We start from the raw sequence: 23339 nt of genomic DNA, 5'->3' as shown, positions 1-23339 counted from the left end.
TCTGTCTTCGGGGCCTGCTCGGTCTCGGCCTCCGCGGCCTGCTCCGTGTTCTCGCCGGAGTCGGCGGTGGTGGCCGCGTCCTCGATCTTCTCGGCGGCGGGCTTCTCGGAGGAGCCGCCGTCGTCGGAGCCGGAGGGGGCGGACCCGGCCGCGGACTCGTCGCCCACGAGCGCCAGAACCTGGCCCACCTCGGCGTCCTCGTCCTCCTGGACCTTGATCTCCAGCAGGGTGCCTGCCACGGGGGAGGGGACCTCGGTGTCGACCTTGTCGGTGGAGACCTCCAGCAGGGGCTCGTCCACCTCGATCTGCTCGCCGACCTGCTTGAGCCAGCGGGTCACGGTGCCCTCGGTCACGGACTCGCCCAGCGCGGGGAGGGTAACCTCCACCGAGCTGCCCGAGGACTGCTTCGCCTCGGCCTGGGGGGCCTTCTCGGACTGCTCCGGCTCGCTCTGCTGCGCGGGCTCGGGGGCCTGCTCCTCGGAGTCCTGGGACTCCGAGGACTCGCCCTGGGCGGCGTCGTCGGAGCCGGAGCTGCCGGAGCCGTTTCCGATGACCACCAGCGCGCCACCGACCTCGACGTCCTCGTCCTCCTCGACCAGGATCTTCTCGATCACGCCGGCCACGGGGGAGGGGACCTCGGTGTCGACCTTGTCGGTGGAGACCTCCAGCAGGGGCTCGTCCACGGCCACCTGGTCGCCGACCTGCTTGAGCCAGCGGGTGACGGTTCCCTCGGTGACGGATTCGCCCAGTGCGGGCAGGTTAACGGTTTCAGACATTGTCTTGTCCGTCCCTCTCTAAAAGATCGTAAAAGTGTTCTGCGGACCCGGGCGGCTTGGGCACCGGGAAGGTGCCCCGGGTGCCCGCCAGGCAGGGCGGGCGCCCGGGGCGGTGACTCAGCCGTGCAGGGGCGAACCGGCGAGGGCCATGGCCGCCTCGCCGATGGCCTCGTTCTGGGTGGGGTGCGCGTGCACGAAGGCGGCGACGTCCTCCGGGTAGGCCTCCCAGTTGACCATGAGCTGGCCCTCGCCGATCTGCTCGCTGATGCGCGTGCCGATCGCGTGGAAGCCTACGATGGGACCGTCTTTCTCGCGCACAAGCTTGATGATGCCGCCGGTGCCCAGGATGGAGCTCTTGCCGTTGCCGGCGAGGTTGTACTCGAAGGTCTCCACGTTGTCCTTGCCGAACTTCTCCTCGGCCTTCGGCTGGGAGTAGCCCACGGAGGCGATCTCGGGCTCGGTGAACGTGACCTTGGGGACGTTGATGTCCGGCACGACCACGGGGTTCAGCCCCGCGATCTCCTCGGCCACGAAGCGGCCCTGCTGGTAGCCGCGGTGGGCGAGCTGCACGCCGGGGACGATGTCGCCGATCGCGTAGATGCTGCCCACGCCGGTGTGCAGGCGCTCGTTCGGGGTCACGAAGCCGCGGTCCATGGGGATGCCCTGCTCCTCGAAGCCCATGTCCGCGGTGTTCGGTCCGCGGCCCACGGCCACGAGCACGATCTCCGCCTCGAACTCCTTGCCGTCCGCGAGGGTGACCTTGGCGCCGTCGTCGTTCTGCTCGACCTTCTCGAAGAAGGTGCCCAGGTTGGACTTGATGCCGCGCTTCTTGAACTCGCGCTCGAGGGTCTTGATGATGGCGGGGTCCTCGTTGGCCACCAGGTGGGGCAGGCCCTCGATGACGGTGACGTCCACGCCGAAGGAGCGCCACATGGAGGCGAACTCGCAGCCGATGACGCCACCGCCCAGCACGATCGCGGACTTGGGGACGAAATCGATCTCCAGCGCCTCGGTGGAGGTCATCACGCGACCGCCGATCTCCAGACCCATGGTCTTGGAGACGGAGCCGGTGGCCAGGATGATGTGCTTGCCGGTGTAGGTGGTGCCGTCCACGTCGATGGTGTTCTGGCCGGTGAGCCGGCCGTTGCCGGCCACCACGTCCACCTTGCGCATCTTCATGAGGCCGGTGAGGCCCTTGTACTTGCCCTGCACGATCTTGTTCTTGTAGTCGCGCACGGCGCTCATGTCGATGGAGTCCAGGGTGGCCTTGATGCCGTACTTCTCCGACTCCCGGGCACCCTCGGCGAGCTCCGCCGAGTGCAGGTACGCCTTGGTGGGGATGCAGCCCCAGTGCAGGCACGTGCCGCCGAGCTTCTCCTTCTCGATCAGCGCCACGCTGAAGCCCAGCTGCACCGCGCGCAGAGCGGCGGAGTACCCGGCGGATCCTCCGCCCAGGACCAGGATGTCGTATTCGTTGTCGGCCACGTTGGCTCCCTCGGGGTTCGAGTTCATGGTTTGAGGTGTCCGCCCGAGTCCCGATCCGGGGGCTGCGGAGGACGGTCACGGCTGGTGTCAAGACTAACGCCACGCGGGAGGGGGCACCGTGCATTACGGGCCGGGGCCCTCTCCCGCGTGGGGCACGTCACAGGAGGTGCTACTTCCCCTGGGCGGCGGCGAGGGCGAGCATGGTGCGCACCCCGAAGCCGGTCCCCTCCCTGGGGGTGTAGCCCCACGGCTGGCCCTCGTTGAAGGAGGGCCCGGCGATGTCGATGTGGGCCCACGGCACGCGGCGGCCGCTGTGCTCGGGGACGAACTCGCGCAGGAACAGCCCGGCCACGAGCATTCCGCCGTGCTTGTCCCCCATGTTCTTCAGGTCCGCCACGAAGGAGTCCAGCGAGGGCCGCAGGTGCTCGGGCAGGGGCATGGGCCACGCGGGTTCGCCCGCGGCCGCGGCGGCGTCGAGCACGAGGCCCCGGGCGGCGTCGTCGCCCATCACGCCCGCGGTGCGCACACCGAGGGCGGCCATCTGTGCGCCGGTGAGCGTGGCGATGTCCACCAGCAGGTCCGGGTCCTCCTGGCCGGCGGCCCACAGGCCGTCCGCGAGCACCAGGCGGCCCTCGGCGTCGGTGTTGAGCACCTCGACCGTGTGCCCGCTGTGCATGGTGAGGACGTCCCCGGGGCGGGTCGCGGAGCCGGAGGGCAGGTTCTCCGCCAGGCACAGCCAGCCGGTCACGGCCACGGGCAGCTCGAGGGCCGCGGCCGCGAGGACCGTGCTCAGGACGGCGGCGGCGCCGGCCATGTCCGACTTCATGGTCATCATCGAGGCCGGGGGCTTGAGGGAGAGCCCGCCGGAGTCGAACGTGATGCCCTTGCCCACGAGGGCCACGTGCTTCGCGGCGCGCGCGGGGGACCAGCGCAGCTTCACGAGCCGGGGGCCGTTCACCGAGCCCTGGCCCACGCCCAGCAGACCGCCGTAGGAGCCGCGGGTGAGCTCCTTCTCCGCGAGCACCTCCACCTTGACCTTGGTGCCCTTGGCGGCCGCGGTGGCGAGCTCCGCCACGAACTCGGGGGTGGCAGTGTCCGGGGAGAGGTCCACGAGGGTGCGCGTCAGGCGCACGGCCCGGGCCACGTGGGCGGCCCGGGACACGGCGGCCGCGGCCTCCTTGGCGAGCGCCCTGGGCACGCACACGGTGGCAGCCGCCAGCGGACGCGTGTCCTGCGAGGCGGTGCGGGCCTTCTGCGCGGTGTACTCGAACGCACCCATGCCCACGCCCTCTGCCACGGCCTGCACGTCCCGCGCGCTGGTGACGGGCAGGGCCACGGTGGCGGACGCCGCGGTGCCCTGGAGACGGCGGGCCGCGGCTCCTGCGGCGCGGCGCAGGTTCTCCTCCCGCTCCTCGCCCTCGCCGCGTCCCAGGCCGGTGAACACCACGAGGGAGGCGCGGACGTCCTCCGGGGCCGGGGCCACGGTCACGCTGTCGAGCGCGCCGCTGACGTGCGCGCGCTGGGCGAAGGCCTCCAGCCGACGCCGCACACCCGCCTTGGCGTCGGCCGGCACCGCGAGCGCGCCGTCGTGGGAGACGCCGAGCACCAGGGCGTCCGTGGCGGACTCGCCCAGGGGCTTGGTGGTGGTGTCGAGGCGGACCTCGTGGGTGGAGAGGATCTCTTGGACTGTGGTCACTGCGGTGTCCTTTCACGGGTGGGAGGGAGCTCGCGTGGCGCCGTGGTGCGGGTGGCCGCGGCCCGGGCGCGGGGCGCCGGTGTGACACCGATCCTAGTCACGACCCCGGGGCCCCGGTGGGGAATAGGCGGTGTCCCCGGGGACGTTGCACCTCTCACGACGCACGCGCGCCCGTGAGCGGGTGGCGCGTCACCCCGCGCGTCCACGAGGAGGAGAAGTGCTGGATCCCACCGCCCTGTACGTGGGCAACCCCGCCCTGCTGGGCGACGACAGGCTGCGCGGGCTGCCCATGATCGTGGCGCTGTCCGGGTACGTGGAGGCCGGCCACCTGGCGGGTCAGATCGAGGCCGTCATCCTGGACTCCATGCCCAGCGAGACGGTGGCGCGCTTCGACCTGGACCAGCTCTACGACTACCGCTCCCGCCGCCCCCACGTGACGTTCGCGGAGGACCACTTCGAGGAGTGGGAGGCCCCGGAGCTGAACCTGCACGTGGTCACGGACGGGCTGGACCGGCACTTCCTGCTGCTCACCGGACCCGAGCCGGACACCCAGTGGGAGCGCTTCGCCTCCGCCGTGGTGGGCCTCGCCCAGCGGCTGCGGGTCAGCCTGGTGGCCCTGGTGGGAGGGATTCCCATGCCCGTGCCCCACACCCGTCCGGTCCTGGTCACCGCCCACGGCCCGCGGGCGGACCTGCTGCCGCGCCGGGAGGGCGGGCGGCCCACGTTCGAGGTCAGCGCCTCCGCCTCCCACCTGCTGGAGCTGCGCCTGCAGGAGGGTGGGATCGACCACGTGGGGCTGTCGGTGCACGTGCCGCAGTACCTCGCGGAGTCCTACCTCCCGCAGGCCGCGGTGGCCGCCCTGGAGCACCTCAGTGCGGTGACGGGGCGGACCCTGCCCACGGACGAGCTGCGCGAGGCCTCCCGGGACGTGATCCGCCAGATCGACGAGCAGGCCAGCGCCTCCGCCGAGGTGCAGTCCGTCATCGAGAACATGGAACGGCGATACGATGACGTGGTGGACGCGTCCGCCCGCCGCTCCATCCTGGCCGGGCCGGACGACGCCGACCTGCCCGACGCCGACGACCTCGGCGCGGCCGCCGAGGCGTTCCTCGCGGCCCAGGAGGACCCGGAAGGCCACCAGCACTAGGACCCCGGGATCCCACGCTCCCGCGGGTCATCCCAGACACAACCCCCGCAGGAGGCCCTGCAGAATGCCCGATCCGGTCACACCCCCACCCTCCCGGTACAAGGACTCGCCCACGGCGTGGCTGATCCTGGGGGTGGGGGTGTTCGCGTACTTCTCCGCCGTGGCCCAGCGCACCAGCTTCGGAGTGGCGTCCGTGGAGGCCGCGGACCGCTTCCAGACGGCCGCCTCGGGGCTGTCCCTGTTCTCCATGATGCAGGTGCTGGTCTACGCCGTGCTCCAGGTGCCCGTGGGCGTGCTGGTGGACCGCTTCGGCCCGCGGGTGCTCATCGCCGCCGGCGCGGTGGCCATGGCGGCCGGGCAGCTGCAGCTCGCCGCCGCACAGTCCGTTGGCGCGGGCGTGGTGGGCCGGATCCTGGTGGGCGCCGGGGACGCCGCCACGTTCGTGTGCGTGATGCGCCTGCTGCCGGTGTGGTTCTCCCCCCTGAGGGTCCCCATGCTCTCCCAGGTGGTGGGGATGACCGGCAACCTGGGTCAGCTCTTCTCCGTGATCCCCTTCGCCGCGCTGCTGCACGCGGCGGGGTGGGTGCCCTCCTTCCTGCTCATGGCGGGCATCGCGGTCCTGGCCGCCGTGCTCTCCGCCGTGCTGCTGCGCAACCACCCGCCCGGGGTGCACGACCTCGCCGACAGCATCTCGCTCTCCTCCATCCGCAAGTCCATGGGGGAGTCCCTCCGGGAGCCCGGCACACGGCTGGGGTTCTGGATCCACTTCACCGTGCAGTTCTCCGGCAACACCTTCGCGCTCATGTGGGCCTACCCCTACCTGCAGAACGCCCAGGGCATGGACCCCACGCGGGCGTCCGCCGTGATGACCGTCTACGTGGTCTTCAACGTGGCCGTGGCCCCGCTGGTGGGCAAGCTCAGCGCCCGCTTCGCGCGCCGCCGCTCGCGGCTGGTGCTCACGTGCTGCCTGGTGAGCTGGTCCGGGTGGGCGGTGCTGCTGCTGTGGCCCGGGCGTGCCCCGGTCGTACTCGTGTACGTGGCCGTGTGCCTGATCGCGCTGTCCCTGCCCGCCTCGATGATCGCCTTCGACGTGGTGCGCACCTTCAACCCGCCGCGCCGCGGCGGGACCGCCACTGGCCTGGCGAACGTGGGCGGCTTCGCGGCGTCCCTGCTGGCCATCTACGTGACCGGACTCGTGCTGGACCTGCGCTACGGCGCGGGCATCTCCACCACCCTGTACGACGCCGCGGCGTTCCGTCCCGCGATCGCAGCCCAGGGTCTCGTGGCCCTGCTGGGCACCACGGCCATCCTCGTCTGCACGGCCAAGGTGCGCCGTGCCCACGGGGCCGACTCGGTCTAGGCCCCCGGCGACGCCGCCCCCGGGCCCTGGCGTGGCGCGGGATCCTCGCCCCGCACGCCCTGCTCCCCGCACGTCTCTGCCCCGGCGGCCGCGGTGAGGACCGCGGCGAGCGCCCTGCACAGGAGGGGGTGCGCGGTCCGGCCGGGCGGCGTCGTCCCAGGTGCCGGGACCGGCAGTGCACCGGCGGGCCCGGACCGGTCAGCGTGGGGGCATGACCGTGACACCGGATTCCCGCCCGACCCTCCAGATCCGCCGCGCCGAGGACCTGCTGGCCCTGGTCCCGCACCAGCTGGGCCACGAGCCCCGCAATGCCTCCGTGCTGTTCCTCCCGGCACCCGAGGGCCGGGCGCTGTGCCTGAGCATGGACACCCCGGGTCCTGGGGCCGACCTGTCCGTCCTGGGGGACGAGCTGCTGGACGTGCTGCTGCGCGTGCCCCACTGCGGGGAGGCGGTCGTGGTGGTCTACTCGGACCGGGAACCGGCCCGCGGCCACACCTGCGACCTGCGCGCGCCCCGGGCGTGGCAGAGCGTCCTGGAGCACCTGGGGCTGGAGGTCCTGCGGATCCTGGTGGTGGGGCCCGCCCACTGGTGGGACCACGCCGAACCGTCACGTCCGATGCCCGTGCAGCTCATCCGTGACAGCGCCGTCAGCGCCCAGCTGGTGGCACTGGGAAGCGCGCTGGAGCCCGTGGCACTGCGCGAGGACCCCGCGTGGTGCGAGCGCCTGCGCGCCCGGGGCCACGAGCTGCTGCGGGCCCTGAACCGCTCCGGTGGGGAGCCGCGCACCGGGGCGCCAGCGGATGCCCACCACACTGCGGGTGCCGCGGTGGCGCCGGGGTCGCTCGCGCCGACGGGACCCCCGGCTGCGCTCGCGGCGTGGTGGCGCGCGGTCGAGCGGGTGGCCTCTGACAGGGAGCACTGGGTGGCCGCAGTGCTGGACACCCCCGTCCCCGAGCTGCGCACCCTGCTGGACGCGCTGCTGGACGACGCCACCCGGGACGCCCTGCTCTACGCCTGGCTCACCGGGAGCACCGAGCGCGCTGGTGCGGCGCTCACCGGCCTGCGGGCGGCGGTGTCACGGCTGAGGGTCGGGCGCGCCACGGCGCCCGAGACCCCGGCCGGAGCCGTGGAAGAGGCGCTGCGCTGTCTCACGGCGGTCTCGGGGGAGTGGGACGGTCCGCCCCACTGGGACACCCTCGACAGCGCCTACCGCGTGCTCCAGGTCCTCGATGGCCTGCTCGTGGCCGGTGAGCCCGCATCCGAGGGGGAATCCGCGGCGGCGCGGGGCGCGTCCGCCGCGGTGGTGGCCGTGCTCGCTCAGCTCGAGCAGTACCGGGGACGCTCCCGCACCGCCGCCGGGCTGCTGGACGCCGGCACGGAATCCTCCCGGTCCGCCCCGCGCGGACGCAGCGCGGCCGGCGACGTCCGGCGGCGGCTGGCCGGTCAGGCGGCACCGTGGTGGTGCGCGGACCCCCGCACCTCGTGGCCAGGGCGCCACGCCTGGAGCCGGGGAGCGGTCGACTGAGAGCGGGACACGGGACGGACGACGGCCTGAGCGGAGCAGCTCTGGTGCGGAACAACCACGGCACGGAACAGCCCCGGTGCGCACGGAGCCGTGGGCACGGGAGCTCCTGCGGCGGCGTCGTCCGGCGCAGCGGACACGGAGACGGGGCGGCAGGGGAGGGCAAGGGCACGGAGCCGCCGGGAACAATTCCGGAAGGGCCGGTGTTGACGAGTGCAGGACCCTCAGAGTCCCGGTGGGCGAGCACGTCTCGCGCGGGGGCTTGACAGGGTCATAGGTGTGTTGGCCACTCACGTGGTACGCACCCGAAGACGTGTCCAACGAAAGGTTCTCCGTGTCACCAGCTGCCAGCAAGACCGCGTCCGCATCCCAGGCCACTGCTGCGGAGCCGGACTCGGCCGAGAACGGCGCGAGCACGAGCGGCGCCGCCAAGAAGGCGGCCCCCCGGAAGAGCACCGCCGCGAAGAAGACCGTGGCCCGCAAGTCCACGGCCGCGAAGAAGACCGGGACCTCGGCCTCGAGCACTACCGGAACCACCGCGGCGAAGGCCTCGCCCGCCCAGGCCGCCACCAGCGCGCCCGCCGCAGAGCCGGAAGCCGCCGAGAAGCCCGCCGCGGCCACCCGGAAGACCGCCGCGAGCAAGACGGCCGCTCCCAAGCGCACCGCCACCAAGAAGACCGCGGCCACCAAGACCACAAGCGGCGGCACCCGCACCACCAAGGCGGCCACCGCGAAGACCGCCGGCGCAGCCACCGGTGACCCGGCCCCTGCCGCGGCCCCCAAGACCGCCGCGAAGACTGCGGCGAAGGCGGCCCCCAAGACCTCCGGCACCGGGCGCGGGCGCAAGAAGGCCGATCCCGTGGACGAGGTCCTCGCCGAGGACGAGCTGGTCCCCGAGGACACCGTCGAGGAGACCGAGGAGGAGGACTCGCAGGAGTCCACCCAGGCCTCGGTGGAGGAGTCCGCGCAGGTCATGAAGGGCCGCCAGGACAGGAGCGCCCGCGGCTTCGTCCTCACCAACAACGACGACGACGACGCCCCGGCGCAGCAGGTGGTCGTGGCGGGGGCCACCGCGGACCCCGTGAAGGACTACCTCAAGCAGATCGGCAAGGTGGCCCTGCTCAACGCGGAGCAGGAGGTGGACCTCGCGCTGCGCATCGAGGCGGGGCTCTACGCGGAGCACAAGTTCGCGGAGGAGTCCGAGTCCATGGACGCGGACACCCGCCGGGCCTACCGCTGGGTGATCCACGACGGCCGCCGCGCCAAGAACCACCTGCTGGAGGCGAACCTGCGCCTGGTGGTTTCCCTGGCCAAGCGCTACACGGGCCGCGGCATGCTGTTCCTGGACCTGATCCAGGAGGGCAACCTGGGCCTGATCCGCGCGGTCGAGAAGTTCGACTACACCAAGGGCTTCAAGTTCTCCACGTACGCCACGTGGTGGATCCGCCAGGCCATCACCCGCGCCATGGCGGACCAGGCCCGCACCATCCGCATCCCGGTGCACATGGTGGAGGTCATCAACAAGCTGGCCCGCGTGCAGCGCCAGATGCTCCAGGACCTGGGCCGGGAGCCCACCCCGGAGGAGCTGGCCAACGAGCTGGACATGACCCCGGAGAAGGTCGTGGAGGTCCAGAAGTACGGCCGCGAGCCCATCTCCCTGCACACCCCGCTGGGAGAGGACGGGGACTCCGAGTTCGGCGACCTCATCGAGGACTCCGAGGCGGTGGTCCCCGCAGACGCCGTGTCCTTCACCCTGCTGCAGGAGCAGCTGCACTCCGTCCTGGACACCCTCTCCGAGCGGGAGGCCGGCGTGGTCGCCATGCGCTTCGGCCTCACGGACGGCCAGCCCAAGACCCTGGACGAGATCGGCAAGGTCTACGGGGTCACCCGCGAGCGGATCCGCCAGATAGAGTCCAAGACCATGTCCAAGCTGCGCCACCCCTCCCGGTCCCAGGTGCTGCGGGACTACCTGGACTGATGACGGCTCAGGAGCGGGAGAACGGACACACGATGACCGAGCGGGACTCCCGGGTGCAGGGGATCTTCAACCGGGTCAACGCGTCCTACGACCGGGTCAACACCCTTATGACCCTGGGTCGCCACGCCGCGTGGTGCCGCGAGGTGGCCCGACGCGCCGGGGTGAACCCCGGTGGGCGGCTGCTGGACATCGCCACGGGGACGGGCGAGATCGCCCTGGCCGCGCGGCGTCGTGAGCCCCGTGCCGAGATCGTGGGTGTGGACTTCTCCGAGAAGATGCTCGAGGGTGCCCGGCGGAAGCCCGGGGCGGAGACCGTCACATGGGAGTTCGCGGACGCCCACCAGCTGCGCTACGAGGACGAGTCCTTCGACGCCGTGACCCACGGGTACCTGCTGCGCAACGTGAGCGACATCCCCCGGGTGCTCGCGGAGCAGTTCCGCGTGCTGCGCCCGGGCGGCCGTGTGGTGGTGCTGGAGACGGCGCCTCCGCGAGGTCTGCTGAAGTTCGCGGTCTCCACCGGCATGGGAGTGGTGCTGCCGCTGCTCGGTCGCGTGGTGGCCAGGGATCCCGACGCCTACGGCTACCTCAAGGACTCCACTCTGGGCTTCGTCCCGCCCACGGAGGTGGCGCGCCTGCTGCGCACGGCCGGCTTCGTGGACGTGGGGTACGAGACCAAGTACCTGGGAACCAACGTGATCTTCTGGGGCCGCAAGCCCACCGCCGGCTGACCGGACCCGGGCACGGAACGAGGCGCGCACCACGCGGTGCGCGCCTCGTTCCATGCTGCCCCGGGCCGGGACGGCTGCCGGAAACCCTGCGGGTGGAGGGCTTCCACCCGTGGGGTCTCAGGCCCCGATGTTCTGGGTCTCGTCCTGCCACGTGGCGGCCAGCGGGCGGAGCTTGCCCTCGTTGGCGCGGGCGTGGTGGGCGCAGAACAGCAGTTCGCCACCGGTCGACTCGAGGACCACCCGCACGTAGGCCTGTGCTCCGCAGGCGTCGCAACGGTGGGTCGCGTTCAGCTCACGCGCTTCGAGTGTCGCGTTCATGGGGATCCTCCTCACAGGTACGGGATGCGGCCGCATTCGTGCTCGGCCGCCGCGCGACGTCAGGAGGTCGATCCGTCCTGATCGCACGTACCAGTACAACCCACGGACCCCGCCGTTGCTTCCCCCGCCGGGGCGGTTTCGCCCACCGCGCACAAACCACGGGTGCCGTCTAGAGTGATGTGGTCCCCACCCGCCCCCGCGGCACCCCAACCTCCCGGGAGAAGCTCCACCGTGACACCGTCTCGCTCCGAATACAACGCCCGCCACCTCTCCGTGCTGGAGGGTCTGGAGGCCGTGCGCAAGCGGCCGGGCATGTACATCGGCTCCACGGACTCGCGCGGGCTCATGCACTGCCTGTGGGAGATCATCGACAACTCCGTGGACGAGGCGCTCGCGGGCTTCGGCCAGGACATCGCACTGTTCCTGCACCGGGACGGTTCCGTGGAGGTCCACGACGACGGCCGGGGCATCCCCATCGACACCGAGCCCCGCACGGGTCTCACCGGCGTGGAGGTGGTGTTCACCAAGCTGCACGCGGGGGGCAAGTTCGGCGGCGGGTCCTACACAGCCTCCGGCGGTCTGCACGGGGTGGGTGCCTCCGTGGTCAACGCCCTGTCGGCGCGCCTGGACGTGCAGGTGGACCGCGGGGGCAAGACCTACCAGATGTCCTTCAAGCGGGGGGAGCCGGGCACGTTCGCGGACAAGGGTGCACCCTCGCCGGACGCGCCCTTCGAGCCGTTCACCACGGACTCCCACCTGCAGGTGGTGGGCCGGGCCAAGCGCGGCGTCACGGGCACCCGCATCCGCTACTGGGCGGACGACCAGATCTTCACCCCGGACGCGAAGTTCTCCACGGAGGAGCTGGTGCGCCGGGCCCGCCAGACGGCGTTCCTGATCCCCGGGCTGCGCATCACCGTCACGGACGAGCGGCGGCTGCCGGGAACGGCCGGTGCGGACGGCCCGGTGGAGGAGGTCTTCCAGTACGACGGCGGCATCTCCGAGTTCGCCGAGTTCCTGGCGGCGGACGCCCCCGTCACGGACGTGTGGCGGCTGCAGGGCCAGGGCTCGTTCACGGAGCGGGTGCCGGTGCTGGACGACTCCGGCCACGCGCAGCTGCAGGACGTGGAGCGCGCGTGCGAGGTGGACGTGGCGCTGCGCTGGGGCGTGGGCTACGACACCACGGTGCGCTCGTTCGTGAACATCATCGCCACGCCCAAGGGCGGCACGCACCTGAGCGGCTTCGAGAACGCCCTGCTCAAGACCCTGCGCAAGCAGGTGGAGACGAACTCGCGCAGGCTCAAGGCTGGCACGGACAAGCTCGAGAAGGACGACGTCCTCGCCGGGCTCACCGCGGTGCTCACCGTGCGCCTGGCGGAGCCGCAGTTCGAGGGCCAGACCAAGGAGGTGCTGGGCACGCCGGCGGTGCGCCAGATCGTCGCCAAGGTGGTCGAGGCCGAGCTCACCCGCAAGCTCACCTCCACGAAGCGCGACGACAAGGCCCAGGCGGGGCAGCTGCTGGAGAAGATCGTCGCGGAGATGAAGTCCCGGATCTCCGCCCGCGTGCACAAGGAGACCCAGCGGCGCAAGAACGCGCTGGAGACCTCCTCCATGCCCACCAAGCTCGTGGAGTGCCGCTCGGCGGACGTGGCCCGCTCGGAGCTGTTCATCGTGGAGGGCGACTCCGCCCTGGGCACGGCCCGGCTGGCGCGCAACTCCAACCACCAGGCGCTGCTGCCCATCCGCGGCAAGATCCTCAACGTGCAGAAGGCGTCCATCACGGACATGCTCGCGAACGCGGAGTGCGCCGCCCTGATCCAGGTGATCGGTGCCGGCTCGGGCCGCAGCTTCGACCTGGACGCGGCGCGCTACGGCAAGGTCATCATGATGACGGACGCGGACGTGGACGGCGCCCACATCCGCACGCTGCTGCTCACCCTCTTCTACCGCTACATGCGTCCCCTCGTGGAGGCCGGGCGGGTCTACGCCGCGGTGCCCCCGCTGCACCGCGTGCAGATCGTGAACCCGGGGTCGAAGGCCAACGAGATGGTCTACACCTACTCCGAGCGGGAGCTGGACACGCTGCTGGGGAGCCTGGAGGAGCAGGGGCGCCGCTACAAGGAACCCATCCAGCGCTACAAGGGCCTGGGTGAGATGGACGCCGACCAGCTCGCGGAGACCACCATGGACATCCGCCACCGCGTGCTGCGCCGGGTGCGCGTGGCGGACGCGGAGGCCGCGGAGCGGGCGTTCTCACTGCTGATGGGTTCGCAGGTGGCCCCGCGCAAGGACTTCATCGTCGCGGGTGCCGCGCACCTGAACCAGGAGCAGATCGACGCCTGAGCCGCCAGGCCCCCGGCGCCGCACGGCCGGGTCCGGGAGTCGGGTCGCGTGGCGGTGCCGTCAGGCCGGGGTGGACCCGTCCGTCTCGGACGACTCCGCCGCCGGGTTCTCCGCCACCACGGGCAACCCGCTCAGCGCCGGCCCCACGGCGGCCACGGCGCGGTCGATGCCCACGCCCGAGCCGTCCCGGCGCCCGTACTCGGTGGGCAGGGAGCGGGCCACCCCTGCGGCGGAGACCGCCTTGGCCGGGCCGTGGCCCGCCCACGCGAGGGTGAGTCCGGACTCGCCGGTGAGCAGGCGCTGGGCGCGCACCCCGGCGGTCGCGCGTCCCTTGACGGGGAACTCGCTGAGCGGCGTCACCTTGATGGACGCCTCTCCCATCTCGGGCAGCTGGCCGTCGCTGCGGGCCTGGGTCACCACCACGGTGGACTCCCGCGGCAGCACCGCCGCGCAGAAGACCACGCGCTCGCCGTCGGCGAGCTTCATGCCCGCCACGCCGCCGCCGGTCCTGCCCTGGGGACGCACGGCGGAGGCGGGGAAGCGCAGCAGCTTGGCGTCCGAGGACACGAGCACGAGCTCGGCGGCGTCCGGTGCGGCGCTCACGCCCACCACACGGTCTCCGTCACGGAGCTTGATCGCGGGCCACTGGTCCAGGTTCAGGGGGTAGTCCGGGTTGACCCGCTTGACCACCCCGGCCGCGGTGCCGATCGCCACCACCTCGCTCAGCGGTACGAGCCCCACGAGCTCCTCGTTCTTCTCCAGGCCCAGGAAGTCCGCGGCGGGCACGCCGTCCGCGAGGCGGGGAACCCCGTCGAAGTCCTGGAGCACGGGCACGTCCACGCACGAGACGCGCAGCATGCGGCCGGTGGAGGTCACCGCAGCGATCTCCCCGCGGGCGGTCGCGGGGACCACGCTCGTCAGGGCGTCGTGCTTGAAGCGCCGGGACGCGTCCGCGAGCGGGGTGCGCGCCGCACTGCGGGCGATCCGCCCGGTGGTGGACAGGAACACCCAGCACGGGTCGTCGCTGATCTCCAGCGCCACGGACGCCGCGGGGGCCTTCTTGCCGGTCTGCGCTGCGGTGACCGCGGGCAGGTCCTCGGCCTCCAGCAGCACCGTGCGCCGGTCGTCGCCGTACGTGGCCGCGGTCTCGGACAGCTCGTCGGCGACGACGCCGCGCAGCGTGGTCTCCGAGCCCAGGATCGCCTCGAGCTCCGCGATCTCCGCGCGCAGCCGGTCGCGCTCGGCCTCCAGCTCCACGCGCGAGAACTTGGTGAGCTGGCGCAGGCGCAGCTCCAGGATGTGCTCCGCCTGGGCACGGGAGAGGTCGAAGGCCGTGATCAGCCGGTCCCGGGCCTCAGCGGTCTCCTCGGAGGAGCGGATGATCCGGATGACCTCGTCGATGTCGAGGATCGCCACCAGCAGCCCCTCCACGAGGTGCAGCCGGTCCTGACGCCTGGCCAGGCGGAACGCGGTGCGGCGGCGGACCACAGCGATCCGGTGGTCGGTGTACACGCGCAGCAGCTCCAGCAGCCCCATGGTGCGGGGCTGGCCGTCCACGAGCGCCACGTTGTTGATCCCGAAGGACTCCTCCAGGGGTGTGTGCTTGTAGAGCTGGGCGAGCACGGCCTGCGGGTTGAACCCGTTCTTGACCTCGATGACCAGCCGCAGCCCGTTGGTGCGGTCGGTGAGGTCCACCACGTCCGAGATGCCCGTGAGCTTCTTGGCCTGGACGGCGTCCTTGATCTTCTCGGTGACCTTCTCCGGGCCCACCATGTACGGCAGCTCGGTGACCACGATGCCCTGCTTGCGGGGGGAGACCTGCTCGATGCTCACCGTGGCGCGGGTCCTGAACGAGCCGCGCCCGGTGCGGTAGGCGTCCCGGACGCCCTCCAGGCCCACGATGCGCCCGCCGGAGGGCAGGTCCGGGCCGGGGATGAGCTTCATGAGCTCCTCCAGGGTGGCCTCCGGGTGCAGCACCAGGTGACGGGCACCCGCGGCCACCTCCCGCATGTTGTGGGGGGCCATGTTGGTGGCCATGCCCACGGCGATGCCCGTGGCGCCGTTGACCAGCAGGTTGGGGTACGCGGCGGGCAGCACCGCGGGCTGCTGGAACTGGTTGTCGTAGTTCGGGACGAAGTCCACGACGTCCTCGTCCAGGTCACCCGTGAGCGTCCGGGCGGCCGGGGCCATGCGGGCCTCGGTGTAGCGGGGGGCGGCCGGGCCGTCGTCGAGCGAGCCGAAGTTGCCGTGCCCGTCCACCAGGGGAACGCGCATGGCGAAGGACTGGGCCATGCGGACCATGGCGTCGTAGATCGCCGCGTCCCCGTGGGGGTGCAGCTTGCCCATCACCTCGCCCACCACGCGGGCGCTCTTGACGTGGCCGCGGTCCGGGCGCAGCCCCATCTGGTCCATCATGAACAGGATGCGCCGCTGCACCGGCTTCAGCCCGTCCCGGGCGTCCGGCAGGGCCCGGGAGTAGATCACCGAGTAGGAGTACTCCAGAAAGCTGGTCTCCATCTCCTGGGTGACGTCCACGTCCACGATGTGCTCGACGAAGTCCGCGGGCAGGTCGTCCTGGGGGGAGCGGGTGGCTGAGCGGCGACGAGCCATCGAGGGGCAACTCCTTGTCATCGGTGCGTACTCCTGTGACCGGAGCAGCCGGTTGGATACTCTGCATTCTATGGGTTCCCACGACGAGGCTCCGCAGCAGCAGTCCTACCCCGAGCACTGGGAGGCGGACGTGATCCTGCGCGACGGCGCCACCGCCCACCTGCGTCCCATCAGCCCCCGGGACCAGGACCTGCTGCAGGAGTTCCACTCCTCCCAGTCCCCGGACAGCATCTACCTGCGGTTCTTCTCCTACAAGCCGCGGCTGTCCCAGCGGGAGCTGGAGCGCTTCACCACGGTGGACCACGCGGACCGGGTGTGCTTCGTGCTGGTGCTCGGGGAGAAGCTGATCGGGGTGGGCCGCTACGACCGCACCACGCCGCGGGCCGCGGAGGTCGCGTTCATGATCTCCGACCACCACCAGGGCAGGGGCATCGGCTCCATCCTGCTGGAGCACCTGGCCGCGGCCGCCCGGGAGAACGGGATCGACCGCTTCACCGCGGAGGTGCTGCCCGAGAACCGCAAGATGCTCCACGTCTTCGTGGAGGCCGGCTACGACGTCTCCCGCCAGTTCGAGGACGGCGTGGTGGTCGTGGAGTTCGACATCGACCCCACCGAGAAGTCCCTGGCGGTCATGGCCGCCCGCGAGCACCGCGCGGAGGCCCGCTCGGTGAAGGACCTGCTCACCCCCACCACGGTCGTGGTGGTGGGCGCCTCCTCCCACGAGGACAACGCCGGGCACCACGCCGTGGAGGGCATCCTCTCCGGTGGCTTCACGGGCACCCTCTACGGCGTGGGGCACACGCCCTACGAGCGGGAGGGCCTCACGTTCGTGGCGGACGTCTCCGAGATCCCCGAGCCCGTGGACCTCGCCGTGATCGCCGTCCCGCGGGAGGCCGTGGAGGAGGCCGTGACCCGGTGCGGCCGGGCCGGCGTGCGCGCCGTCGTCGTGGTCACCGGGGGCTACGCCGAGGCGGGGCTGGAGGGTGCCGCGGAGCAGCGGCGGCTCGTGCGGATCGCCCGCGCCGCCGGGATGCGCGTGGTGGGCCCGGCCAGCCTGGGCCTGATGAACACCGACCCCGAGGTCTCGCTCAACGCCTCGGTGCTGCCGCGGCTGCCGCGGCGGGGCGGGCTGGGCCTGTTCTCGCAGTCCGGGGCGGTGGGCACCATGCTCTACGGCGCGGCGCTGCGCCACGGGGTGGGTCTCTCCAGCTACCTCTCGGCGGGCAACCGCGCGGACGTCTCCGGCAACGACCTCATGCAGTTCTGGGAGGACGACCCGGACACCACCGTGTGCGGGCTCTACCTGCAGTCCGTGGGCAACCCCCGCAAGTTCTCGCGCATCGCGCGGCGGCTGTCCCTGGGCAAACCCGTGATCGTGGCCAAGTCCGAGGTCACGGGCCTGCGCCTGCCCCCGGGGCACACCGGGCGCACCACCCAGGCACCGGCCGGCGCCCTGGACGCCATGTTCCGCCAGGCCGGGGTGATCCGCGCGTCCACCGCGGAGCAGCTGCTGGAGATCGCCGCCGTCACCGAGACCCAGCCCCTGCCGGCCTCGCGCCGGGTGGCCGTGGTCTCCAACGCCCTCGCGCTCGCCCAGCTCACCGAGGACACCGCCCTGCGGCTGGACCTGGAGCCCACCGTGGTGGACGGCTCCGTGGACACCTCCCACGGCGCCGCCGCCGCGCACGACGCCGTGCTGCGGGCCGTGCGCTCGCACCTCACCACCCCGGAGGCGGACAGCGTGGTCCTGGTGCTCATGCCCGTCCCCGGCCTGGACCGCGAGGCCCTGGTGCGCGAGATCGCCGTGGCCGCCCGGGACGCGCGGCGCACCACCGTGGCCGTGTTCACGGGCCAGTACGGCGCCGAGTCCATGACCTCCACCGTCCGCGCGTGCGACGACGCCGCCCTGCCGTGCTTCGACTCCCCGGGCGCCGCCATGCACGCGCTCGCCCGGGTGGCGGAGTACACGGCGTGGCGCTCGCAGGACCAGGGCGTGGTCAACGAGCCCGAGGGCCTGGACCTGGCCGGGGTGGAGGCGTTCCTGGAGCGTCAGCAGGAGAAGGTCAGCGGGGACACCCTCTACGAGCTGAGCATCGCCGAGCGCAACGAGCTGCTGGCCCACGCGGGGATCGGGGTGCTGGAGTCCGCCCGGTTCGAGGACCCGGAGGAGGGTCTCGCGGCGGCACGGCGCCTGGGCTACCCCGTGGCCCTGAAGACCACGGACCCGTTCCTGCGCCACCGCCTGGACCTGGGCGGGGTGGTGCTCAACATCGAGGACCCGGAGCAGCTGCGCGCGGCGGTGGAGACCATGCGGCGCACGCTGGCCGGGTGGAACGCGACCGGTTTCGAGGTGCAGTCCATGGCGCCCACGGGCCAGACCGTGGTGCTGCGCGCGGCGGAGGATCCGCTGATCGGTCCCGTGCTCTCCTTCGGGATGGCGGGTGATGCCGTGAACCTGCTGGACGACTGGGCGCACCGCGTCCCGCCCCTGACCGACCGGGACATCACCCGGATGGTGCGCGCGCCCAAGGCCGCCCGCAAGCTCTTCGGCTACCAGGGCGTGCCGCCGGTGGACACGGCGGGTCTGGAGGCGCTGGTCAACCGGGTGGCGTTCCTGAAGGACCGTTTCCCGCAGATCGCGTTCCTGGAGCTGAACCCGGTGGTGCTCTCCGGGTCGGTGCTGACCGTGCTCTCGGCCACCGTGAAGCTCGGGAACCCGGGCCAGCGCACCGACAGTGCGCGCCGCGCGATGCTGGGCTAGGCGCGCCGCACACGTGCGGGACACGATCGCCGGCCGCTTCGAGCTGCTGACGCCCATCGCGGAGGGCGGCAGCGGTGCGGTGTGGCGCGCCCACGACCTCCGCCTGGGGCACGAGTGCGCGGCCAAGGTGCTGCGCCAGCGCGACTCCGCGGACCTGCTGCGCTTCGTGCGCGAGCAGTCCGTGAACCTGGACCACCCCCACGTGGTGGCCCCCTACGGGTGGGCCGCGGAGGACGAGCACGTGGCGATCGCCATGGAGCTGGTCTCCGGAGGCACCCTCGAGGCCGCCCTGCAGGACAACGGCGCCGTGGCGGACACGCTCGCGGAGGAGCTGCTGTGGCAGCTGCTCGAGGCCCTGCACTTCGTCCACACCCGGGGCTGGGTGCACCGGGACGTGAAGCCGGCGAACATCCTGATGGAGCCCACGGGCGCCGCCAGACCCGCGACCAGGCTCACGGACTTCGGGATCGCCGTGCGGCTGGAGGACGCGCGGCTGACCCACACCGGCACGGTGGTGGGCACCCCCGGCTACCTGCCCCACGAGGCGTACGCCCCCGGCAACCCCTCCCGCGCACTGGACCTCTACGCGGCCGGTGTCACGGCCGTGCGGATGGTGCTGCCGGAGGTGGACCTCAGCGGCGACCCCCTGGGACCCGAGGCCGTCGCGCAGCTCGAGCTCTTCGCGGACTCCGAGGTCCTGCGCACCGGCGTGGCGGGACTGCTCCACCCGGATCCGCGGGCCCGCGCGGCCGCCGCGGACCGGCTGCTCGCGGAGCTGCGCCGCGGCGCGCCCGCGCGCGCGGAGGTGCCCGGGTGCACCGCGGACGGCGAGCCGTTCGAGATCTTCGACGTCCTGGAGCCCACCACGGAGCGTGAGCTGTCCCCGGTTCCCGACGCCGCCCGCCTGCCCCCCGGGGGCGAGCCCACCCGGGACGCGCCCATCGCCTGGCACGCGGTGCACCGCCGTGCCATCCCGCCCGTCGAGCACCCCGCCATGACCGAGCGCGGCTCGGACGTGCTGCGCCCGTTCGCCCCCGCCGCGGACGCCGTCCCGGCGAGCACCCAGGGCGCGCGCTCCGGGACGGTGCCCACGCGCGACACGTCACAGCCCGTGCCAGCCGCGGCGGGGGAGGCCACCGAGCGGCTGGACCCCTCGGCGCCGCCACCGCCCGTGGGATCGCACGACACCGGACCCACCGCGGTCACGGCCATCCCCTCAGCGGTCACCGAGGGCGTGGACCGTGGCGTCCCGGACCGTCGCGACCCGGCCACCCGGGCCCTGCCGGCCACCGAGCCGGGTGACGGTGCGGGGACGGGCGGGGAGCGGCGTCGTCGGCCCCCGCGGTGGTGGTGGCTGGCCGTGCTGGGCGCCGCCGTACTCGTGCTCGGTGCCGGGTACGTGTGGCTGGCACCGCTGCTGGTGCAGTGGGGTGACGGCTCGGCCCCCGTGCCCGCAGACCCCGCGGTCACCACGCCGGCGCCAGGGACGGACACCGGCGAGCCGAGCCCCGTTGACCCCGCGGCCACACCCGTGTGCACCCAGCTCGAGGACGGCACCGTCTCCTGCGTGGTCGCCCCGTGAGCGCGCGCCGCCCACGGCGCGGCGAGGTCGCGGCACTGCGGTGCGGGGTCCGCACGGCGGGAGTGGACGCCGTGAGCCCGCACGGTGTGCTCCCCGCTCCGCCGTGGAGGACAATGTCCCCATGACGTATTCAGCACCCGATGGCTCACGCCTGGTCCAGGACATCGAAAAGGCCGGGTTCTACCCGCAGCTCGTCGCGGACGTGGTCAAGGACTCGTTGGACGGCAGGCGCCCGGTCTCCCACCTGGTGCAGCTGGAGACCCACTTCACCAACACGGAGCTGCACCGCCACATCACCGCGCTCGTGCTCGCCGAGGACGTCCTGCACATCACCCACGTGGACGACCAGCAGCTCGACGACTCCGGCGCGGACACCGTGGCCCGGGTCTCCACGGAGACGGTCCCCATCTCCCAGATCCGCTCGGTGACCCTGAGCTACGCGTACCAGCAGCCGCAGAACTACCAGCCGGGCACGCCCATCATGGAGCTGAACCTCTCGGTGAGCTGGACGGGCACCCAGCAGCTGGAGCTGTACCCCGCCATGTGCGAGGACCCGGAGTGCCAGGCGGACCACGGCTACACGGGCACCGCCGCGAGCGAGGACGTGGTCATGCGCATCAGCTCCGAGGCGGACGGCAGCGACGCCGTGGAGGGCGCGCGGGAGTTCGCGCGCACCCTGCGCCGGGCGAACGTGGCTCCCCTGACCGACGACGGCGCCCGGATCGCCCAGGCCCCGGCGCACCCGGGCCCGCCGCGCTCCGAGCCCCCGGCCCCGCGCTCGCGCTTCGGCCACCGGCACAACGGCCGCGACGCGGGACACGCCTCGTGAGCGACGACGCCGCTCCGGCTTCCACGCTGCCCGGCCCGCCGCGCTACGGGACGCGCAGCGTCGCGGACGTGCTCTCCTCGGCGGCGGCCGCGGTGGGCGTGGCGGGCACCCGCAACGCGCTGAGCCTGCCGGGGGCGCAGCGCTACGTGGTGGTGCTCGTGGACGGGCTGGGCTCGCGTCTGCTGCGGGAGGTGGGCGGGTACGCTCCCACGCTGCGCTCGGCGGAGTCCCTGGGCGAGCTCGACGCCGCCTTTCCCTCCACCACCTCCGTGTCCCTGTCGTGCCTCGGCACCGGGGCGGCCCCCGGTCGGCACGGGATGCTCGGCTACGACGTCCTGGACCCGGAGCGGGACCGGGTGGTGAACATGCTGGGCCAGTGGCCCGCGGGCCTGGACCCGCTGGCCTGGCAACCGCTGCCCACCGTCCTGGAGCACGCCGCCGGGCAGGTGGACGTGGCCACGGTCAGCTCACCCCGCTTCGAGACCTCCGCCCTCACCCGGGCGGCCCTGCGCGGTGGACGCTTCGTGGGCGCGCAGGGCGTGCACGCGCGCACCGCCCGCGCCCTGGAGCAGCTGCGGGAGGGGCGCCGAGGGCTCGTGTACTTCTACTGGGACGAGCTCGACAAGACCGCGCACCGCGAGGGCTGGCGCTCCCAGACGTGGCTGGGCGCCCTGGAGGAGCTGGACTCCGCGCTGCGGCGCCTGGTCTCCCGGCTGCCCGCCAACACGCGCGTGCTGCTCACCGCGGACCACGGCATGGTGGACGTGGCACCCGAGCACCGGGTGGACGTCAGCGGCGTTCCCGCTCTCATGGCAGGAGTGCGGCACACCGCGGGCGAGCCCCGCGCCGTGCAGCTGCACACCACCGAGGACACCGATCCGGAGCACGTGGCGCGGGCGTGGCGGGAGCACTTCAGGGACGCCGTGTGGGTGGCCACCCGGGACCAGCTGGCGGAGCACGGGTACTTCGGGGCGGATCCGGACCCCGCGCTGCTGCGGCGGGCCGGGGACGTGTGGGTCCTGGGCCGCGAGGAGATCGCCCTCTACGACGTGTCCCGGCAGGGCACCCGGCCCCTGGAGATGGTGGGTCAGCACGGCTCCCTCACGGAGCAGGAGCGGCTGGTCCCAGCGCTGCTGTGGTGATCCCCAGCACGTGCTGACCCCGCGGCTCCGGCCGCGCTCCGTCGCATCCACTCCCTCGAATCCGCGCCGTCACATCCTCCGGTGTCGCACGCGCGGCACCGATGCCAGGCGTCGACGTCAGGGTGTCGTCTCCGCCGGACCCCGTGCTCAGGATGCCCGCGGGACGGTGCGCCGGGCAGGGGAGGGGCTCAGCGCAAGCCGCCACCCTCGGTGGGGTTCGAGCCCGCCGCAGCGCTGCCCGTTCCGCCCGTGGTTCCGCCCTGCTCAGTGCCCGCGCCAGCACCGGCGCCGGCTCCGCTGCCGGTCTGGCTGCCAGCACCGCTCCCGGACTGGCCACTGCTCCCGGAACCGCCACCGGAACCGCCGGTGGATCCACCGGTCCCGCCACCGTACGATCCGCCACCGGAGCCGCCCTGGCCCGTGCCTCCGCCGGATCCGGCACCGCCGCCGCTGGAGGGCTGCGAGGGAGCCTGCTGCTTGGGTGCGGCGCTCTGCTGCTGCTCGGGGGCACGGGTCTTTGCCGGGGCGGGAGTGGTCTTCGGGGCCCGGGTGGGCTGCGTGGTGGGCACGGGCTGGGGAGCGACCGGCTGCGGGGCGGGGACCACGGGCTGCACCGGGTTCGCCGGCGCCGCGGGGGCCTGGTACTGCTCCGCGGGAACCGTGGGCTCCGCGGTCGAGGACGGCGACGGCGTCGTGGACGGTGTGGGGGAGGAGGACGGCGTGGCATCCGTGATGCTGCTGCCCGGTGAGGGGGACTGGCTCGCGAAGTTCGCCGGGTCCGGCTCGTCGTGGCCGCCCGAGAACCCGGTGAACGCCACGGCACCCACCCCTGCCAGGACCAGGAGGGCCGCACCACCCAGGGCGGCGGGTGCCAGATAGCGGCGCGCGCCGGAGGCGCGTGCGGAGCCTGTGGCCCCGCCGGCCTCGGAGTCGTCGCCGAAGAGATCGTCCTGGATGGAGTTGCCCATGGAAAAGTTCCTCAAGATCGCCCGTGAACTCGCACGCCCGAGCGAAGTTCTCCCCTGAGCCCGGCGTGCTCACGAGACTTTACCGCCTGGGGCCCGG

At 72.8% G+C, this 23339-nt stretch carries 16 protein-coding genes; 10 read left to right on the top strand and 6 right to left on the bottom strand.

From position 1 onward, the window contains the following. The 3 genes from Q4A22_RS09760 to Q4A22_RS09750 all read right to left on the bottom strand — a co-directional run. Positions 1 to 776, bottom strand: a 776-nt coding sequence (locus Q4A22_RS09760; protein WP_303179023.1) for a biotin/lipoyl-containing protein, incomplete at its 3' end; no start/stop codon positions are given. Between the two features lie 117 nt (positions 777 to 893). Continuing rightward, the gene (gene lpdA / locus Q4A22_RS09755) at positions 894 to 2261 is read right to left on the bottom strand and encodes a dihydrolipoyl dehydrogenase (protein ID WP_303179021.1); all 1368 of its coding nucleotides are present in this window, start codon (positions 2259 to 2261) and stop codon (positions 894 to 896) included. A 169-nt stretch (positions 2262 to 2430) separates the two neighbouring features. Then, positions 2431 to 3957: a leucyl aminopeptidase gene (locus Q4A22_RS09750; RefSeq protein ID WP_303179019.1), complete on the bottom strand. Its 1527-nt coding sequence runs from the start codon at positions 3955 to 3957 to the stop codon at positions 2431 to 2433. 217 nt (positions 3958 to 4174) lie between these two features. Between Q4A22_RS09750 and Q4A22_RS09745 the strand changes: the two genes are divergently transcribed. From Q4A22_RS09745 to Q4A22_RS09725, 5 genes are all read left to right on the top strand, one after another. Further along, on the top strand, positions 4175 to 5104 hold the full coding sequence (locus Q4A22_RS09745) for a proteasome assembly chaperone family protein (RefSeq protein ID WP_303179017.1): 930 nt from the start codon (positions 4175 to 4177) through the stop codon (positions 5102 to 5104). 64 nt (positions 5105 to 5168) lie between these two features. After that, the gene (locus Q4A22_RS09740; protein ID WP_303179015.1) at positions 5169 to 6464 is read left to right on the top strand and encodes a nitrate/nitrite transporter; all 1296 of its coding nucleotides are present in this window, start codon (positions 5169 to 5171) and stop codon (positions 6462 to 6464) included. A 211-nt stretch (positions 6465 to 6675) separates the two neighbouring features. Continuing rightward, a complete protein-coding gene (locus Q4A22_RS09735) occupies positions 6676 to 7989 on the top strand; it encodes a hypothetical protein (RefSeq protein WP_303179013.1) in 1314 nt (437 codons plus the stop codon). 331 nt (positions 7990 to 8320) lie between these two features. Further along, a complete protein-coding gene (locus Q4A22_RS09730; protein ID WP_303179011.1) occupies positions 8321 to 9964 on the top strand; it encodes an RNA polymerase sigma factor in 1644 nt (547 codons plus the stop codon). Further along, positions 9964 to 10692, top strand: coding sequence for a class I SAM-dependent methyltransferase (locus Q4A22_RS09725; protein ID WP_303179009.1), 729 nt, complete (start codon positions 9964 to 9966; stop codon positions 10690 to 10692). Before Q4A22_RS09730 ends, Q4A22_RS09725 begins: the two co-directional genes overlap by 1 nt. A gap of 117 nt (positions 10693 to 10809) precedes the next feature. Here Q4A22_RS09725 and Q4A22_RS09720 read toward each other — a convergent pair whose 3' ends face one another. After that, complete coding sequence (locus Q4A22_RS09720) at positions 10810 to 11010, bottom strand: hypothetical protein (RefSeq protein WP_303179007.1); 201 nt, start codon at positions 11008 to 11010, stop codon at positions 10810 to 10812. Between the two features lie 231 nt (positions 11011 to 11241). On the opposite strand from Q4A22_RS09720, the gene Q4A22_RS09715 reads away from it, so the two are divergent. Beyond that, complete coding sequence (locus tag Q4A22_RS09715) at positions 11242 to 13350, top strand: type IIA DNA topoisomerase subunit B (RefSeq protein ID WP_303179006.1); 2109 nt, start codon at positions 11242 to 11244, stop codon at positions 13348 to 13350. 60 nt (positions 13351 to 13410) lie between these two features. On the opposite strand, the gene Q4A22_RS09710 is transcribed toward Q4A22_RS09715, so the two are convergent. Next, positions 13411 to 15960: a DNA topoisomerase (ATP-hydrolyzing) subunit A gene (locus tag Q4A22_RS09710; protein WP_303179005.1), complete on the bottom strand. Its 2550-nt coding sequence runs from the start codon at positions 15958 to 15960 to the stop codon at positions 13411 to 13413. 70 nt (positions 15961 to 16030) lie between these two features. On the opposite strand from Q4A22_RS09710, the gene Q4A22_RS09705 reads away from it, so the two are divergent. The 4 genes from Q4A22_RS09705 (at position 16031) to Q4A22_RS09690 (ending at position 22274) form a co-directional block, all read left to right on the top strand. Then, the gene (locus Q4A22_RS09705) at positions 16031 to 18721 is read left to right on the top strand and encodes a GNAT family N-acetyltransferase (RefSeq protein ID WP_303179004.1); all 2691 of its coding nucleotides are present in this window, start codon (positions 16031 to 16033) and stop codon (positions 18719 to 18721) included. A gap of 13 nt (positions 18722 to 18734) precedes the next feature. Then, positions 18735 to 20303 (top strand): serine/threonine protein kinase, encoded by a 1569-nt coding sequence (locus tag Q4A22_RS09700; protein WP_303179003.1) that lies wholly within the window; start codon positions 18735 to 18737, stop codon positions 20301 to 20303. 121 nt (positions 20304 to 20424) lie between these two features. Continuing rightward, on the top strand, positions 20425 to 21132 hold the full coding sequence (locus tag Q4A22_RS09695; protein WP_303179002.1) for a DUF5998 family protein: 708 nt from the start codon (positions 20425 to 20427) through the stop codon (positions 21130 to 21132). Beyond that, the gene (locus Q4A22_RS09690) at positions 21129 to 22274 is read left to right on the top strand and encodes an alkaline phosphatase family protein (protein ID WP_303179000.1); all 1146 of its coding nucleotides are present in this window, start codon (positions 21129 to 21131) and stop codon (positions 22272 to 22274) included. Before Q4A22_RS09695 ends, Q4A22_RS09690 begins: the two co-directional genes overlap by 4 nt. A gap of 188 nt (positions 22275 to 22462) precedes the next feature. Here the strand turns inward: Q4A22_RS09690 and Q4A22_RS09685 are convergent, their stop codons facing one another. Then, positions 22463 to 23242, bottom strand: coding sequence for a hypothetical protein (locus Q4A22_RS09685; protein WP_303178998.1), 780 nt, complete (start codon positions 23240 to 23242; stop codon positions 22463 to 22465). Positions 23243 to 23339 lie beyond the last annotated feature (97 nt).

It is taken from the genome of Kocuria sp., assembly GCF_030530945.1.
Lineage (GTDB): Bacteria > Actinomycetota > Actinomycetes > Actinomycetales > Micrococcaceae > Kocuria.
This window is presented reverse-complemented; position numbering and strand designations above follow the sequence as displayed.